This window comes from Halomonas sp. EF61 (assembly GCF_040147045.1).
Taxonomy (GTDB): Bacteria; Pseudomonadota; Gammaproteobacteria; order Pseudomonadales; family Halomonadaceae; genus Halomonas; species Halomonas litopenaei.
On record NZ_JAMSHM010000002.1, the window covers coordinates 1 to 16,941 of the forward strand.

General features: G+C 65.2%; 14 protein-coding genes. 10 read left to right on the plus strand and 4 right to left on the minus strand.

The window, feature by feature from the left end:
- Nucleotides 1-85: 85 nt before the first annotated feature.
- Nucleotides 86-592, minus strand: a complete 507-nt coding sequence (locus tag NFI08_RS09065; protein WP_349588841.1) for an FKBP-type peptidyl-prolyl cis-trans isomerase — start codon at nt 590-592, stop codon at nt 86-88.
- A 22-nt stretch (nt 593-614) separates the two neighbouring features.
- Nucleotides 615-1,157 carry a transcription/translation regulatory transformer protein RfaH gene (gene rfaH, locus NFI08_RS09070; protein ID WP_045994239.1) on the minus strand — a complete coding sequence of 181 codons (543 nt, stop codon included), beginning with the start codon at nt 1,155-1,157 and terminating at the stop codon, nt 615-617.
- A gap of 215 nt (nt 1,158-1,372) precedes the next feature.
- On the opposite strand from rfaH, the gene NFI08_RS09075 reads away from it, so the two are divergent.
- Nucleotides 1,373-2,749 (plus strand): AmpG family muropeptide MFS transporter, encoded by a 1,377-nt coding sequence (locus tag NFI08_RS09075; protein WP_253556025.1) that lies wholly within the window; start codon nt 1,373-1,375, stop codon nt 2,747-2,749.
- A 218-nt stretch (nt 2,750-2,967) separates the two neighbouring features.
- Here NFI08_RS09075 and NFI08_RS09080 read toward each other — a convergent pair whose 3' ends face one another.
- Complete coding sequence (locus NFI08_RS09080; protein ID WP_108447713.1) at nt 2,968-4,809, minus strand: SEC-C domain-containing protein; 1,842 nt, start codon at nt 4,807-4,809, stop codon at nt 2,968-2,970.
- 68 nt (nt 4,810-4,877) lie between these two features.
- Nucleotides 4,878-6,122: an ABC1 kinase family protein gene (locus tag NFI08_RS09085; RefSeq protein WP_349588847.1), complete on the minus strand. Its 1,245-nt coding sequence runs from the start codon at nt 6,120-6,122 to the stop codon at nt 4,878-4,880.
- Between the two features lie 206 nt (nt 6,123-6,328).
- On the opposite strand from NFI08_RS09085, the gene NFI08_RS09090 reads away from it, so the two are divergent.
- The 9 genes from NFI08_RS09090 (at nt 6,329) to NFI08_RS09125 (ending at nt 16,901) form a co-directional block, all read left to right on the plus strand.
- The gene (locus tag NFI08_RS09090; protein ID WP_222516997.1) at nt 6,329-8,263 is read left to right on the plus strand and encodes a DNA topoisomerase III; all 1,935 of its coding nucleotides are present in this window, start codon (nt 6,329-6,331) and stop codon (nt 8,261-8,263) included.
- Entirely contained in the window at nt 8,260-9,273 is a 1,014-nt protein-coding gene (locus NFI08_RS09095; RefSeq protein ID WP_108447710.1) for a ketopantoate reductase family protein, read from the plus strand. Before NFI08_RS09090 ends, NFI08_RS09095 begins: the two co-directional genes overlap by 4 nt.
- A 377-nt stretch (nt 9,274-9,650) precedes the next feature.
- Nucleotides 9,651-10,307 carry an outer membrane beta-barrel protein gene (locus NFI08_RS09100; RefSeq protein WP_162816356.1) on the plus strand — a complete coding sequence of 219 codons (657 nt, stop codon included), beginning with the start codon at nt 9,651-9,653 and terminating at the stop codon, nt 10,305-10,307.
- Between the two features lie 318 nt (nt 10,308-10,625).
- Nucleotides 10,626-11,879, plus strand: a complete 1,254-nt coding sequence (locus NFI08_RS09105; RefSeq protein WP_349588853.1) for a M20 family metallo-hydrolase — start codon at nt 10,626-10,628, stop codon at nt 11,877-11,879.
- Between the two features lie 136 nt (nt 11,880-12,015).
- Nucleotides 12,016-12,216, plus strand: coding sequence for a hypothetical protein (locus NFI08_RS09110; RefSeq protein WP_108447707.1), 201 nt, complete (start codon nt 12,016-12,018; stop codon nt 12,214-12,216).
- Nucleotides 12,213-13,805, plus strand: a complete 1,593-nt coding sequence (locus NFI08_RS09115) for a sodium:solute symporter family protein (protein WP_108447706.1) — start codon at nt 12,213-12,215, stop codon at nt 13,803-13,805. Before NFI08_RS09110 ends, NFI08_RS09115 begins: the two co-directional genes overlap by 4 nt.
- A gap of 120 nt (nt 13,806-13,925) precedes the next feature.
- On the plus strand, nt 13,926-15,398 hold the full coding sequence (locus tag NFI08_RS09120) for a sigma-54 interaction domain-containing protein (protein ID WP_108447705.1): 1,473 nt from the start codon (nt 13,926-13,928) through the stop codon (nt 15,396-15,398).
- Between the two features lie 162 nt (nt 15,399-15,560).
- Nucleotides 15,561-15,824, plus strand: coding sequence for a PAAR domain-containing protein (locus NFI08_RS22860; protein ID WP_108447704.1), 264 nt, complete (start codon nt 15,561-15,563; stop codon nt 15,822-15,824).
- Nucleotides 15,825-15,833: 9 nt separating this feature from the next.
- The gene (locus NFI08_RS09125) at nt 15,834-16,901 is read left to right on the plus strand and encodes a hypothetical protein (protein WP_162816355.1); all 1,068 of its coding nucleotides are present in this window, start codon (nt 15,834-15,836) and stop codon (nt 16,899-16,901) included.
- Nucleotides 16,902-16,941: the final 40 nt, after the last annotated feature.

The window sequence follows — 16,941 nt, forward strand, 5'->3', positions numbered from 1 at the left end:
GAAAAACCTGCCTACCAAGGGCGGTTTTTTCGTCGTCTGTGGCACCCTTTCAGCGAAAGCGCCTCCAGCTACCACTGCCGGGACCCTAGAGGACCTTGCGGTCCTCCACCTCGGAGGCCTCGGTGCCGGGCGGCAGCGGGTGCCCCTTGGCCAGTTCGGCGCGGGTGGCCTGGCGAATATCGAGCACCTCGAGGCGATACGACAGGGTCTCCCCGGCCAGGGGATGGTTGGTGTCCACCACCACGCTGTCCTCCTTGACCTCCACCACGCTGACGATCTGCGGGCCGGCATCGCCGGGAGTCTGAAAGCACATGCCGGGGCGCAGATCGGTGCCGGGAAAGGCCTGGCGCCCCACCTCGCGCACCAGCGACTCGTCGCGCAGGCCATAGGCCTCGGCCGGGGACAGGGTGACGCTGAGGCGGCTGCCGACCTCGGCGTCGACCAGGGCGCGCTCGAGACCTTCCATCAGGTTGCCGTGACCGTGCAGATACTCCAGCGGCTCATCGCGCTTCCAGGAATCGTCCAGGACGTCGCCCTGCTGGTTGCTCAGGATATAGTGCAGACGCACCACACACTGGGGAGAAATTCTCATCTCGGGCTCCTTGGGGTCGACATCAGTCCTGGCGCTTGAGCGCGGCGACGGGCATTTCCAGGCGCTGCTGGCGATGCAGCATGTTGAGCAGCACGATCGCCCGCTCTTCGCCCTTGTGGCTCTCGAACACCGCCTTGAGGTCCTTGAAAGGCCCGTCGGTGATCTCCACCGACTCTCCGGCCCGGAAGTAAAGCTGGCCAGGATCGTCGTCCTTGGCTTCGCCGTGCTGGCGCAGCAGGTCGATCAGCTCATCGCTGACCGGCACCGGCATCGACAGCCCGAAGGTCACGATCTTCAACACTCCGCGGGTCGAGCGAATCGGGCGCCAGTTGCTCTCGACCTGGTCGAGCCGCAGAAACAGATAGTAGGGGAACAGCGGCTCCTCGACCCAGGTCAGCTTGTTGCGGCGCTTCTTCTGCACCTCCAGCACCGGATGAAAGAGCTCGTATCCCTGGTTGGCCAGATGCTCGGCGGCCCGGAACGACTCTCCGCCCTTGCACTGGACCACGTACCAGCGCGGGGTGGCATCGCCCCCCAGGCCCGCCTCGATATTGCTGTGACTCATGTGACTCCTTCCAGACTCAACCACCACCAGCCACCAAGCCGGCAGTATCGCCTGTCATTGACGCGGTTCCCGGTGCGTTGCCGACGACCCTTGATGATCACCGCTGGTATCGCCCCTGCGGCTTTGCAACAATTCGTCGAGCCGCACCGAGATGTTGCGCGCATTTTACCATTCGGAAGGCGGCCTGTGGCCGACCAACTGCAAGGAGGCTATCCATGCCCACCTCGTCCGGCCAGCATCCCTGGGTCGACGCCCTGCGCGTCTACCTGCGATTACCCGTGCTGGCCATGCTGTTTCTGGGCTTTTCTGCGGGCCTTCCCTTTCTGCTGGTGTTCTCCACCCTGACCACCTGGCTGCGTACCAGCGGGGTCGAGGTCGCCGCCATCGGTTTCTTCTCGTGGATTGGACTGCTGTACTCGATAAAGTTCTTCTGGGCACCGGTGGTGGACGCCTTCCGCCTGCCGCTGCTGACCCGCCTGCTGGGCCAGCGGCGCAGCTGGATGCTTGCCGGCCAGGCGCTGATCATGGGCGGCCTGCTGGGCCTTTCGTCACTCGACCCGGCCTCCCAGCTCGGCGCGGTGGCGCTGTTTGCGCTGATGGTGGCCTTCGGCTCGGCCACCCAGGACATCGCCATCGACGCCTTTCGTATCGAGTCGGCCGAGGACGAGGTCCAGGCGGCGATGGCCTCCACCTACATCATCGGCTATCGCGGCGGCCTGATCATGGCCGGTGCAGGGGCGCTGTATCTGGCGTCGGCCTTCTCCTGGCAGGTGTCCTACCAGTGCATGGCGGCACTGACGGCGGTGGGCATGATCACCGTACTGCTGCGTCCCGAGCCGCCGCGCCAACCGCTGGCCAGTCGCCTGGCCAAGGAGCCCCGGGTGCGCGCCTTCCTGCGCGCCAGCCGCGGCCGGCCCGCATGGGTCCGGCGCACCGGCGCCTGGTTGATCGGCTCCGTGGTCTGCCCCTTTCTCGACTTCTTCGGGCGCTTCGGACTGGGCGCACTGGGACTTTTGCTGTTTATCGGCATCTATCGCATCAGCGACCTGGCGATGGCCTCGATGGCCTATCCGCTGTACGTCGACCTGGGCTTCAGCCTCGACACCATCGCCACCGTGACCAAGGTGTTCGGCGTCATCATGAGTCTCGTCGGTGGGTTGGTCGGCGGGGTGCTGGTGGTGCGCTACGGCATCGGACGCATCCTGGTGCTCGGCGCTACGGCCACCGTGCTGACCAACCTGATGTTCGCCTGGCTGGCGCTCAGTGGCGCCCAGCACTCGCTGCTGGTGCTCACTATCGTCGGCGACAACCTCAGCAATGGCCTGGCAAGCGCAGTGTTCATCGCCTTCCTGTCGAGCCTGACCTCGCGGGCCTACACCGCCACCCAGTACGCCCTGTTCTCGTCGTTGATGACGCTGCCCGGAAAGTTCCTGTCAGGCTTTGGCGGCCTGGTGGTGGAGGGAATGGGCTACCCGAGCTTCTTCGTGCTGGCCTCGGCGCTGGGCGTACCGGCCATCCTGATGGCGCTGTGGGTCTGGCGACACCATGTGCGCGAGCCAGGGGATCACGCCGTCAGCCTCGACAAGCCATGACGCCATCGATGCAGTGTGCATCACAAAAAGAGGGCCGACATTGTCGGCCCTCTTTTTCCATGGTACTTCAGCGTTTGGCCCCGTACCTGGGGGTCTGAGTAGAACTTCGGCGCTACGCGCCCCCAGGCTCAGCCGGAGCCGTTATCCAGCGCAGGCACGTGACCAATCCCACCTTGCTGAGCCCGCCTTGTAGTGCATCCCTTGAACAGGGCTTGCGATCAACCGCGCCGTCCGCTGCGCTCCTCAAGCCAGGCCAGCGCGCCCGGTGTGCTGCGCCACTGATCGCGCATCAGGGTACGGTACTGCCAGGCCTCGGCGCGGGTGCCGGGCTCGGCCAGCTGGCCATTGCCGGGGATGGCGCCACGTTTGGGGTTGTCGCTGCAGAGAAGCGCCACCGCGTGGGCGTTGTGGCGCTGGGCGCTCTCCAATGCCAGGGCCGCGTCGTCCAGCTGGCCCAGTCGGTACAGCGCCAGCACCTGCCCCATGTACATGCCCAGCAGCGGCGTCTCGTCATCGGCAGGACCGACCTCCAGGGCCTGGCGGCTGATCTCCAGCGCCTCGTCGTCGCGGCCTTCGCGCAGCAACTGGTCGAGCACCAGCTCGCGCAGCCCCAGACTGTCCTGCTCGTCCAGCGACAGCAGCAGCTCGGCCAGTTCCCGCGAGTGCTGGCGGGAGCCGCGTTCCATGCCCACCACCAGCGCAAGCCCCGCCCGCAGAAGCTGGGCGTTGTCTTCCTGGTCCCACTGGAAGGCGCCGTCGCCACTCTGACGAATCTGCAGAAGCCAGCGTTCGAGACGCTCGGCCAGGGGCTCGAACAGACTCGGGGCCATCCACGGCAGACTGCCAAAACGGCTGGTCAGCGCCAGCGACACCGACTGCAGTACCGCCGGTGAATCAAGCTGTTCGGGGTTGGCGCACAGCGCCGGCAACCAGGCTGCGGCATTGAACCAGGGATCTCCGAGAAAGCCCATCGGCGCATCAGGGTCCACGTCGACCTGGAAACCCTCCTGGAAGGCGGCGAACAGCGTGTCCTCCCGCGCCGTGGAGCGATACAGCAACTGCCCATCTTCCTCCACCACCTTGATCGGCGGGGGCGGCGGCAACTCCGCCAGCAGGGTCTGCAGGCCCACCAGGGGCTCGCCGAGATCCTCTTCGGCGCACAGCAGCTGATCGGCCAGGGTGGCGCCGGGGTTGTCGGCCAGGTCCGCCAGGAACTGCAGCTGGTCGGGGTCCAGATCACCCTGGCGGGTCAGCCGCCGTAGCCAGAAGCGCGAGCGCTCCATGGCTTCCTCGTCGTGACCTTCGTGGAGCAGCAGCATGGCCTCGATATAGGCCAGGGTCGGCGAATCGGGAAGGGCCTGCTGGGCACGCACGAAGGCCGAGCGAGCACTGTCGAGATCGTCGTTGTCCAGGTGCATCAGACACAGCCGCTCCAGCGCCACGCCACGCAGGAACATCGGTCCCCGCTCCAGCACCTCGTCCAGCAGCGCCTCGCGCTTGCGGTGGAAACCGCGCTCCTGGAAAAGGTCCAGCAGGATCTCGAAGGCGGGCTCGGCCTGTTCCGGCAGGCGCTCCCAGTCGGCATTGTCGAACAGTGACTCGAGGATCTGCTGGGCACGTCCTCGCTGGCCCGATTCGGCGGCGATCAGCCCTGCCTCCAATAGCGCCTGGGCAGGGGCGCGACCACTGGCCAGGGCAGCCTTCAGCGTCTCCCCTTTCCACTCCCTCAGCGACAGCATCCACATCAGATGAGGCGGCAGGTGACCGGGCAGGCTGACGGCGCCGCAGCACTGCTTCATCTTGCGTCCAGAGTCGCACCAGCAAGGCTCGTTGCGGCCAGGGCGTGCCAGGGTTTCACAGGCGAAGTCGAGACGTGCCAGGGGCGTCTGGGACCACAGTTCGGGAGCCAGCGCCTGGGCCAGGGCCTTGTCACCGCCCACGCAGGCAGGCCCCTCCTCGCGCGCCCAGCTCATCAAGCTCGGATAGCGTTCATCCTGCCGAATGGCTGCCAGGGCGCCCGCGGCAAAACCCAGCAGTTGATCCACCCATAACGCCAGCATCGCTATCTCCCCGAAATTGAAAACGGCACAGTCTAACAGTGCATGCACCGGCTGGGCAGACCCGCGCCTCAGACGGCGTAGGCATCCAGCAACTGTGCACTCCGTGAATGCATGTCCAGGCGCCCCTCGAGCCGCACCAGGTTCCAGTAATGACCATTGAGCGTACGCGCCAGCAACAGCATGCCGGCAGGGGGCTGCAGGCGGTCCAGCGCGCCCCACACCCGGGGGCTCAGCTCGCGCAGACGCCGATGCACCCGTACATCGCCGAAGTCCTGCTCACCGGGCGCGAACAGCGGCGACACCGCTTCCGCGGATTCGCGATACAGCGCCAGCGGCGCGCCCTCTCCCTGTCGACCGCCGAGCCCGCGCACGGCCTCATCCATGGCCATGGGGTCGCCGTCCAGGGTTGCCCCAAGCAGCGCCACCAGACCGGCCAGCCGCTCCCGGGGGACCGCGATCACGGCGCCCAGGTCATACACCACCAGCCGGCCCTGTTCATCGACGGCAAAATTGCCGGCGTGGGGATCGGCGTGCAACTCGTGGTGGGTGAACAGCTCCTCGGTGATCCAGTCCGCCAGGGTGCGCGACACCCGCTGCCGCAGGGCATCGTCGGCACCTTCGAGGTCACGCAGGGGCGTCCCCGGCAGATACTCCATCGCCAGCACCCTTGGACCACTGAGCTCCTTCACGGGCTGCGGCATCACCAGGTCGGGGTGATCGGCATAGCGCCGCCGGTAGCGCTCCAGTGCGTCCGCTTCGGCGCGATAGTCGAGCTCGCGCCGCAGTCCATCGGCGAGTTCGTCGAACAGAGCATCGAGGCGTGCCTGGGACACCTTGAGCCAGCGACCCAGTCGCAGCAGCCTTCTGACCTGCACCAGGTCCTGTTCCAGCACCCGATCGAGCCCCGGGTACTGCACCTTGAGCACCAGGGTACGACCGTCCCGGGTCCGGGCCCGATGCACCTGTCCCATGGAGGCGCTGGCAAAGGGCTCGGGCTCGATCTCGCCGAACAGGGCATCGAGGTCGCCGAGCTCTGCCTCAAGCGCCACCTTGATCTCGGCCCAGGGCGCCGGAGCAGCATCCTTCTGTAGCCGGGCAAGCTCTTCGGCCAGGGCCGGGGGCAGCAGGTCATCCCACTGGGACATGACCTGAGCGATCTTCATCGCCGGCCCCTTGAGCTCGGAAAGGCCTTCAAACAGCGACTCGCCGAGCGCCTGCCAATCGGCCTTGCCGCCGATTCTCGAGCGCAGCAGGGTCGATCCAGTACGAGCGGACAACCCGAGCATCCGGCGTGTCCGGCCTGACTGACGCATGCTGCCTCCTGCCCGTACGGGCGCCCTGCAAGATGCTGGCAACGCTGGCCTCACCGGGAGGATAGCGCGTCACAAGACGGTCACCTTACCCGCATCTGCACACAAAAATGATATAGGACTTGTACACTTTTCACTCCATGGTACACCTGGCATCTCATCACACATACTGGAAGAATATCCAGACGATTCACCCGCACCGGTGCGCTATGCGATTGATCATTGCGGAAAAACCGAGCCTGGCTCGCTCCATCGCCGAGGCGCTGCCCGGGGCAGCACAGAAAAAAGACGGCTACCTGTCCGTCGGCGACACTGAGGTCACCTGGTGCCTCGGCCACCTGCTGGAGCAGGCGCCGCCGGATGCCTACGACCCGGCCTTCAAGCCCTGGCGACGCGACCACCTGCCCATCGTGCCCGGTCAGTGGAAGCTGGTGCCCAGGCCCAAGGCCCGCGGTCAGCTGTCGGTGATTCGTGCGCGCCTGAAACAGGCACGCCAACTGGTGCACGCCGGCGACCCCGACCGCGAGGGCCAGCTGCTGGTCCAGGAGGTGATCGAGCACCTGGGCTGGAAGGGGCCCGTCCAGCGTCTGCTGATCAACGACCTCAACCGGCCTGCGGTGGCTCGAGCACTCGGGCGGATCGAGGACAATGCCAGGTATTACCCGCTCTACCGCGCCGCCCAGACCCGCGCCCGCGCCGACTGGCTGTACGGCATCAACCTGACCCGCGCCTGGACCCTGATCGGCCGCCAGGCGGGCCATGATGGCGTGCTGTCGGTCGGGCGCGTGCAGACGCCGGTGCTCGGCCTGGTGGTGCGCCGCGATGAGGAGATCCGTCATTTCACGCCCTACCCCTTCTATGTGCTGTGGGCTCACCTGCGCGTCGGCGCCGGCACCTTGAAGGCCTGGTGGGTCCCCGGCGAGTCCCATCGCCTGGACGAGCGCGGTCGGCTGCTCGACGCCGCTCCTGCTCAGACGCTGGCAGAGCGCCTGCCGGGTGCTGAAGGCCAGGTGAGCAGCGTGGACTCCCGTCGTCGTCGCCAGCCGCCGCCCTTGCCTTACTCTCTGTCGGCGCTGCAGGTCGATGCGGCACGCCGCCACGGGCTCTCGGCCAAGGCGGTGCTGGACATCTGCCAGCGCCTTTACGAGCGCCATCAGTTGATCACCTATCCGCGCTCGGACTGCCGCTACCTGCCGCGTGAACACCTGGCGAGCCTGCCGGGCCAACTGGCCAGCGCCTGTCGCGATGACACCACCCTGTCCGGTTGGCTGGCCAACGCCGACATGGGGCTTCGCTCACGCGCCTTCGACGACGCCAAGGTCGGTGCCCACCACGCCCTGGCACCCACCGGCAAACCCTTCGTTGCCGAGCGCCTGTCGCGTCAGGAAGCCGACGTCTACCGTCTGATCGCGCGCAACGTGCTGGCCCAGTTCTATCCGGCGCTGGAAACCCAGGAGGTGAAGGCCGAGTTCCGCCTGCTGGACGAGCGCTTCCAGGCCTCCGGCCAGACGCTGCTGGTGCCCGGCTGGAAGCCCCTGTTCACCACCCGTGACGAGCCACCGCCGTTGCCGGCGCTGGTCGAGGGTGAGGCCTGTCAGGCACTGGAGGCCCAGGTCGAACAGCGCGAGACGCGCCCACCGGAGCCGTTTACCGATGCCAGCCTGATCAAGGCCATGATGAATATCGCCCGCTACGTGGAGGACCCCGAGGTACGCCGCACCCTCAGGGAAACCGACGGTCTGGGTACCGAGGCCACCCGTGCCGGCATCATCGAGACGCTGCTGGAGCGCGGCTATCTGGTGCGCAAGGCCAAGGCGCTGCGCGCCACACGCCTGGGGGTGGGTCTGATCCACTCGCTGCCCGAAGCGGTCAGCCGCCCGGAGCGCACCGCCCTGTGGGAACAGCGGCTGGAAGGCATCGCCGAAGCCCAGGCCGAACCGGAACCCTTCGTCGCCCAGCTGGTCGAGGACCTTCGCACGCTGGTGGGCAGCGCCGACAGTCAGCGGCTGAGTGCCGCCCTCGGCGCCGCCCAGGGCGAGTCGCCGGAAGCCGGCCCCGCCAGCAAGCGAGGCCGCCGCACCAACTCGCCACGCCGCAGCGCCGGGCGTAAACGCCGCCCCTCCCGTAAAGGCAGCACCACATGACCACACTGATCATTGGTCCCGGCGCCATCGGCCGCCTGCTGGCCTGTCGGCTTGCCGCTGGCGGCCAGAGCGTGCGCCTGCTGGGGCGACGACCGCTGCCGACGATCCAGACCCTGACCTCACCAGATGGCACGACCCAGCGCCTTGAACTGGCCACCACCACCGAGCCACGCCTTGCCTGCGTCGATGTCGACCAGGTCATGCTGACCACCAAGGCCTACGCCGCCAGGGCAGCCTTCGCTGCGGTGGTCGACCATCTGCCTGCCGCCACACCGCTGGTGCTGTGGCAGAACGGGCTGCGCGTGCAGCGACCCTTGACCGATACCTGGAGCGGGCCGGTACTGTGCGCCTCCACCACCGAGGGCGCCTTTATCAAGGCGGACGACAGCGTCGTCCACGCCGGCCAGGGTCAGACCGTCATCGGTCATCTCGACGGTGGCCTCGACGGCCATCCAGGCGAAGGCCACGGCCCCCACACCCAACCCCTCCGGACTCACGCCCTCCAGTCCCAAGCCCTCCAGACCCAAGCCCTGGCCAGTTCGCTGGCCACCACCCTGAGCGCCGCCGGCCTGGCCACCGAGGCGGTGGACGATATCGCCACCCGGCTGTGGCACAAGCTGGCGGTGAACGCCGCCATCAACCCCCTGGTGGCACGCTACCGACTACGTAATGGCGAGCTGCGCGGGCATCCTTACCGCGACATGGTCGACGCCACCGTCGACGAGGTGGCGCAGATACTGGCGGCACTGGAGATTCCCGCTCCCGCCATCGACGTTCCCTCCATCAACATTGCTGCCAACGACGTCAACGATGGCAACCGCGCCTGGCGCGCCCTGGTCTGGCAGGTCATCGAGCGGACCGCCGCCAACCGTGCCTCGATGCTGCAGGATATCGAGGCAGGCCGGCCCACCGAACACGACGCCATCCTCGGCCCGCTGCGCGAGGCCGCCACACGCCTGGGCCTCCCTTGCCCCCAGCTCGACGCGCATTGGCGCTTTCTGAATGCCTGAAACGAGCAAGCCCAGGCTGGCGGTACACAAAAGCGATTGCTATTTTAACGGTTGGCAGTGATTCGACTCCCACCTGAATATCGACTCGAATCACCTTGCCGGGCCGGCCCTCGAACAAGTCCGTGTCCCTGCATACGGTCTTGCCTTTGTGAGCCATGTTCACTACGAGCTGCGTTCACACTGCGCCGTGTTCTCAATCAGCCTCGTTCAAAACTCGTTCAAAATGAGCCGCGTCAAGATTGAGAGCCAAGGTGAGAGCTGAGGTTGCTGAGATTTAAGTTGGCTGAGTCTAGAATTGAGAGCCGAGCCCTTGAATAAAACCGAAGCATGATCGATCAGGTGCCACCCGCGGAGGCTATTCCGCCAGGACAACCATGATGACTGCTTGTCGCTTGCCCTCTCTCCCCGCTCGACGCCCCACGTCGCACACCTTGCTGGCGGGCCTGCTTGCGGCCCTGACCCTTGCCGCCTTCTCGGCCCCTGTCCTGGCGAGCGAAGACGCTGCCGACCCGCTGGCCGACAATGACGCTGCCCACTCGGCCACCCCGGCCTTCTCCGGCATGGGCCAGGAAATCGTCAGGCTCGACAGCGGCGTCCTGGTGCAGGGCGACAAGGTCCACACCCCCGACGGCTACACCTCCGGCTTCCGCCTGACCGCCGGCATGGCGCCACAGCAGGAAACCGGCTGGGACCTGGGGGCCGAGCTGCGCTATCGACAAAGCGATGACGTACCCATGTCTTCCAGCGACAGCCAGCATGTCCAGGACGTGACCAGCCTGGGGGGCAGCCTGGTCGCCGGCTTCCGTGTCGGCCACTTCGGCGTCTACGGCAAGACCGGCATGGCCCAGTGGGTCAGCGATCCGGTCACCGGTCGCAACACCTTCGATTCCACCAGTGGCTCCACCCGGGTCCAGGGTCTCGGGGCCCGCTGGATGACCCGCAGCTGGATCGGCCAGGTCGAGTTCGAGGAGGTCAATGACCCCGAGCTTGAGCATCTGAATATGATTACGGCCTCGTTCCACCTCCCCTTCTAGGGCTTGTCTGAAAAGTGCCTGCGCTCGGTAATACGGCGTTAAAAATCGGATCAACATGCTCATTTACACCCCGTAAACTGCGCTGTCTCACCGATTTTTGCCTTGTCTAACCTTCGCTCGTCGACTTTTCGGACTGAGCCTAGCCCCGCCGGCAAACCGAGTCGAAATCGACTCACTCGCGTTACACGCAGTGACTTTTGACGTCGCCTTGCGCCATATCTCATCTTTATGCGATTGTTTTAAAGACATTTTTCTGAATACGGCATGAGAATAGCTTTGTGGTTTGGCATAACACCAAATCACAAGGAATCTCCTGCCATGTCATCGATCCCCCACCGCTCCATCGATATCGACGCCAACCGCCTGTGGGACAGCCTGATGCAGATGGCCGAGGTCGGCCCTTCCCCCAACGGCGGCAGCCGCCGCCTCGCCATGACCCCTGAAGATGCAGATGGGCGCCGCCTGCTGCTGGACTGGGTCGAGGCGCTGGGCTGCACCTGGCAGCGTGACAAGGCCGGCAATCTGTTTATCCGGCGTGCCGGACGCGAGGACCACCTGCCCCCGGTGTCCATGGGTAGCCACCTGGACACCCAGCCGCTGGGCGGACGCTTCGACGGCGTGCTGGGGGTACTGGCGGGCCTGGAGGTGCTGCGCAGCCTTCACGACAACGCCATCACCACCCGCCGACCGTTGTCATTGATCGTCTGGACCAACGAGGAAGGCAGCCGCTTCGCCCCGGCCATGGGCGGCAGCGGCGTCTGGACCGGCCGCCTCGATGAGGCGACCTTCTTCGGCGCCAGCGACAGCAAGGGCGTCACCCTGGGCGAGGCCATCGCGGCCTGCGGTGAGGCCGGCGATCTGCCCCTGGGCGAACCCGAACTCGACGCCTACTTCGAGCTGCACATCGAGCAGGGCCCGGTGCTCGAGGAGCAGGGCCATCCCCTCGGCATCGTCACCGGGGTCCAGGGCATCCGCTGGTACGACCTGAGCCTGCGCGGTCAGTCGGCCCACGCAGGCCCCACGCCGATGAGCTATCGCCGTGACCCATTGCTCGCCGCCACCGCCATGATCCAGCGCATGCGCGAGGTCGTCATGGCGGATCCGGACGGCGCTGCGCGCCTGACCGTGGGCGACTTCCAGGTGGTCGAGCCCTCGCGCAACGTGGTCCCCGGCGAGGTCCGCCTGCTGCTCGACCTGCGCCACGTCAGCGACGAACGCCTCGATGCACTGGATGCCAAACTGGAACGTCTGGCCAGGGACGCCGCCGACGTCGAGGGCGTGGAGCTGACGTTCGAGCGCCGCTGGCATTCTCCGGTCACCCCCTTCGACGACGCCCTGATCGACTCCCTGCGCGAGGCCGTCAAGGCGCGCGAGCTCGATGCCCCCTGCATGATGAGCGGTGCCGGGCACGACGCCGTGCACCTGTCCCACGTCACCCCCACGGTGATGATCTTCGTGCCCTGCCGCGACGGCATCAGCCACAACGAGGCCGAATACGCCGAGCCTGAGCACTGTGCGCTGGGCACCCAACTGCTGTGCGACGCGGTGCTGGCACGCGCCGAGCGCGACTGAGATCGCCATCAGCGCCTTGAACAACTCACAATGAATCGATTTCGATTCATCGAGTCGAAATAGCATCAAAGGCCCTTTGCCCGATCAGCCGACTCGTTCCCCGGACGCTCAGGCCATTCACAACAAGAGATACCTTATGGACATCAACTCCCATGTGCTGCTGCTGTTTGCCAACGCCTTTCTGACCACCGCCCTGTCGGTGGTCATCGTCGGCGTCATCCTGCTGCGCGAATACCGGCCGACCATTCGTCGCCTGAAGGACGAGGCGGCGGCTTCCTCCTCGGCCGACACCACCAACCACAACAAGACTTCAACTGACCTGAGAGACCTGTCATGACCCTGGCCATCTTCGCCATCGTACTGACCGCCTACGTGGCGGTGGCGGCCCTGCTGGCACGCCGTATCAAGAACAAGGACGACTTCTACGTCATGGGTGAGCAGGGCTCGACGCTGCTGATCGTCGGCACCCTGGCCGCCACCTTCCTCAGCGCCGTGACCCTGATGGGGATCGCCGGCATCTCCTACAGCGAAGGCCCGCTGGTGATCGCGGCGCTGGGCTCCTTCGGCGCCTGGGTCGGGACCCTGATCGCGGTGGTGTTCATCGGTCGCAAGCTGAAGGCGCTGAACTGCCGCACCATGATGGACTTCTTCGACTACCGCTTTAACAACAAGTGGGTCAGCGTGGTCGCACTGATCCTGATGGTGATCGGCCTGCTCGGCTACGGCATCATCCAGCTGATCGGCGCCGGCCTGGTGCTGGCCGAGATCATCGATATCCCCTTCCCGGTGATCATCGTCGCCTTCACCCTGGCGCTGCTGGCGTTCTGCTCGCTGTCCGGCATGTACGGGGTGGTCTACACCGACACCATGATGTTCTTCACCATGCTGGCCATCGCCTTCGTCATCGCACCGATGTTGATCGGCGACGCCGGCTTCGAGGCGATGAAGGGCCTCGGCGAGACCCTGCCCGGTTTCTGGACCGTGGGGGGCGCCAACGACCGCCCGCTGGGCTGGTCGATCTCCCAGTTCCTGGTGTGGATCCTGTTCTTTGCCTGCACCCCGGCGCTGGTGTCCCGCGTCTTTCCGGCCAAGAACGACTTCGTCATCCTCAAGGTGGCGGTGATCGGCGTGTTCTTCGCCCCTGCCATGCAGCTGCTGGTGTTTCTGGCGGCCAGCGCCATGCAGGTGATCCAGCCCGGCATCGAGCCCACCGACCGCGCCATGATCGTCGGCTTCATGGAACACACCAACCCGACCCTGGCCGGTATCGGCCTGGCCGGCCTGATGGCGTCGATCATGTCCACCGCCTCGACACTGTTCGTGCTGACCGGCTTCGCCCTGGCCCGCGACCTCTACGAGAAGTTGTTCGACCGTGAGGTCAGCGAACGCAAGGGCGTGGTACTCGGCCGCATCTCCCAGGCGGTGGTAGCGCTGGTAGTGTGCGCCGTGGCGATCTCGCGCCCGGCGGGCATCTACTGGATCTCGATCTACGCCGGCGCGATCTTTGCCGTGGCCTGGCTGCCGACCATCGTCGCCGCCATGCACTGGCGTCGGATGAACGCCAACGCCGCGCTGGCCTGCATGCTGGTGGGCTCGATCACCTTCATCGTGGTGGGCGAACTCGAGCGCCACGGCCTGATCAGCCTGCCGCTGCATATCGACAACCTGCAGGTGGCCATCCTGCTCGGCACCCTGGCGCTGATCGCGGTGGGACTGAAGAGCCAGCCTTCCGAGTACGAGCTCAAGGTATTCGACGACATTCGTGCAAGGCGACTGTCCGACACCACCATCCGCGACATCCTGGCCCGTCCCGATGGCGCCCGCGAACTGGTGCGCGAATACCGCCAGGTGTGGGGCATCATGGTGCTGTTCGTGATCATCGCAGGCGCGCTGTGGGGCTATCTGTTCAGCAAGCTGGGGACCTGAGCCCACCGTCACCGCTGCTGTCACTGATCCACCAGGCCGGCGCCGTGAGGCGCCGGCCTGGCTTTACTAACACGCGCTCCCGGCACACCATTGACGTTCTGGACCCTGCCTGGAGCCTCGATGAACCACGGCCCACTCATGCCCCGACAGCTACTGGCCATCCTCAACGCCCTCGAGGACGGCATCTTCATCACCGACCTCAAGGGACGCCCGCTGTGGGTTAACCAGGCGAGCCTGTCACAGCTCGATGCCAGCGCTGAGCACCTCTACCAGAGCGACGTCTACCGGCTCGAGGAGGAAGGGGTATTCTCGCCCTCGGTCACCCGCTTCGTGATCGAGGAGCAGCGACCGGTCAGCGTGGTCCACCGTTATCGCGGCAAGGACTACCTGGTCAACGGCAGCCTGTTTCACTTGGGCGGCGACCCTTCCGGTGAACCCGATGCGGTGCTGGTCCAGGCCCGCAACCTGGACCGCGACGTACTGGCCTCGCGCTCGCCGGACACCACCCAGGCGCTGCTCGATCACGTCATGCATCAGCTCAAGCGCATCCGTCAGGAACAGGTAGCAACGGAGGCCAGCCCCGCCTCGTCCAGCCGCAGCCCACGCTATCGCCGGTGTCTGGAGCGCCTCGAGCGCGCCGCCGCCAGTGACACCACGGTGCTGCTCAGCGGCGAGACCGGCGTCGGCAAGAGCTGGCTGGTCAATCGCCTGCACCAGTTCAGCCCGCGCTCGGACAAGCCGCTGATTCACGTCAACTGCGCGGCGATCCCCGAGGCCCTATTGGAAGCCGAGCTGTTCGGCCACGAGAGCGGCGCCTTCACCGGCGCCCATCGCGACGGGCGGGTCGGCTACGTGGCCCTGGCCGAGGGCGGCACCCTGTTTCTCGACGAGATAGGCGAACTGCCGCTGACGCTGCAGCCCAAACTGCTGCAATTACTTCAGGAACGTCAGTACCACCCGCTGGGCGGCAAGCCGCGCAAGGCCGAGGTACGCATCGTCGCCGCCACCAACGCCGACCTGTCCGCCCGGGTGCGGGATGGCAGCTTCCGCGCCGACCTGTACTACCGACTCAATATCGTGCCCATCGAGATCCCACCGCTGCGCGAGCGCGCCGAGGACATCCCCGGTCTGGCCAATCAGCTGCTGGCCAGGATATCCCGCCGCCACAAGCGCCGTATCACCCTGGAGCGCGACGCGCTGAGAGCGCTGACCCACCACTCCTGGCCCGGCAACGTGCGAGAACTGGAAAACCTGCTCGAGCGCCTCAGCGTGTTCTGTGAAGACGACACCATCGGCATCGACGATCTCGCCCTCGACCACCCGGAGCTTGTGCCCGCTAGCCTTGCCGACCGCGTTTCCCTCAACAGCTCGCGCAAGAGCTCCTGGCAAGACGACGGCCAAAGCGACGGTGCTCTGTCGCTGCCGCTGGACGATTCCCGCCCCCTGCCCGAGCGCTTGGCCGAGATCGAACGCCAGGCCATCGATGACGCTCTGTCCCGCGCCGGCAGCACCCGCAAGGCAGCCCAGGACCTTGGCGTCAGCCAGTCTTGGTTGATGCGACGGCTCAAGCGTGATCGGTCGGACAATCGATAACCTTCCTACTCCAAAAGCGCCATCTCCGCGTCATACACGCGCGATCGCACAGTTCTTACTACATAAGCGACTTCTTAAACATTGGCTTCTTCTAGTACCTTTGGCATTCAGACGGATATTTGGTCTATCACCTTTTTTCTTTAGCGCGGGAATGCTCGATTAATGCAACCAATTGTTTTGAAAGGGGATCGCACGACCCACGGAGGCATCGTCTTAGAGGGTGCTGCCACCACCCTTGTCAATGGCAGGCATGTCGCCCGCGTCGGCGACCGTGTCAGCTGCCCAACAGACGGACATTCAGTAGCCTTCATCACTAGCGGTGATGACACCACACTCGTGGATGGCAAACCTGTCGCGCGCCATGGCGACCGCTGCTCCTGCGGTGCCACCTTGATTGCCTCGTCAACAGATACCGGCATCATCTAAGGGGGCAACGTGAACGATAGATCGTCTCTCTACGACCGCTTGAGACCACGCCGCAGTACCCTCGCTCAGGCAGAACAGGCAGCGCTCCTGTCGCTGGATACACGGCATCTGATCGTTGACGATGCCTGGCTACTCTGCGGCAAAGACGACATCAATACCATCTTGATCACCCAGGAGGCGTCAGCAGCTGACAAGGTGGTGCCCGACAGTCTAATTCGGGATGACCAGAGACATCATGTCGGTGTGGCACCTATGCGAGGGATAGAAAACGTCCCTTTGGAGCAACGCTCACGCTCACGCCAACTGCTGCAGCTATTGCTGCCGAGACTTACCACCTCCCCACCTGGCTGGGCGGACGCACGGATCATCCTGCAATGCCCCGAAGGCGTGACTGCCACCCAATGGCTCGATGATGTTCTGGCCATCTGGCCCATCCAGAACCAACCAAAAAGGGGGCTGGAAGTCACTACCAGTACCTTTGATAACTGGCTGGAAGACACGCTTTCCTCGAGCACCGATACCTGCGCATTGCACCAGTTTATTATGCTCGCTCCGACGCCACCCTCTGAGCCCCCCCATTCGATTACCAGTGACGTAGTCGCAACGCTATGGCTACGACGGGTGCCAGCACGCGCGACCAACGAAGAGCCTATGACCGCACCGTCCCTGGGCGTAACGCTCAGACGACCTGAACGTCACCAACATGCATCCCGCAGTAACTCGCCGCCTAAGTCACAGAGTGTACTCGCCGCCCTCCTGCCACCTTCTCAAGGACTCGATCAAGTCTCCGAGACCGCTAGACTTTGCGCTATCACTTGGGACGGAGACCCTTCGGGCCAACGCCTGGACCAACTGATCGATTACATCCAACACCTGTCTCCTGACCTCAACCCTGTCAGCGATCTGTGGTCGGTCAGGAATATCGCGAGATCACTCAATGATGCCAGTCCGGTGGTGCAATTGGTCATTGCTTGTCACCTGGCAAAGCAGCGTCAAGGTCCGGTGCTACTGCTGGATACTCACCAAGATACCCAAACCATCACTGCCATAGTGAGCCCTGGGCCACCTTCGCACTGAGAAAACTTCAAAGCTTGAATTGAATAAGCCGTCGCAGAGG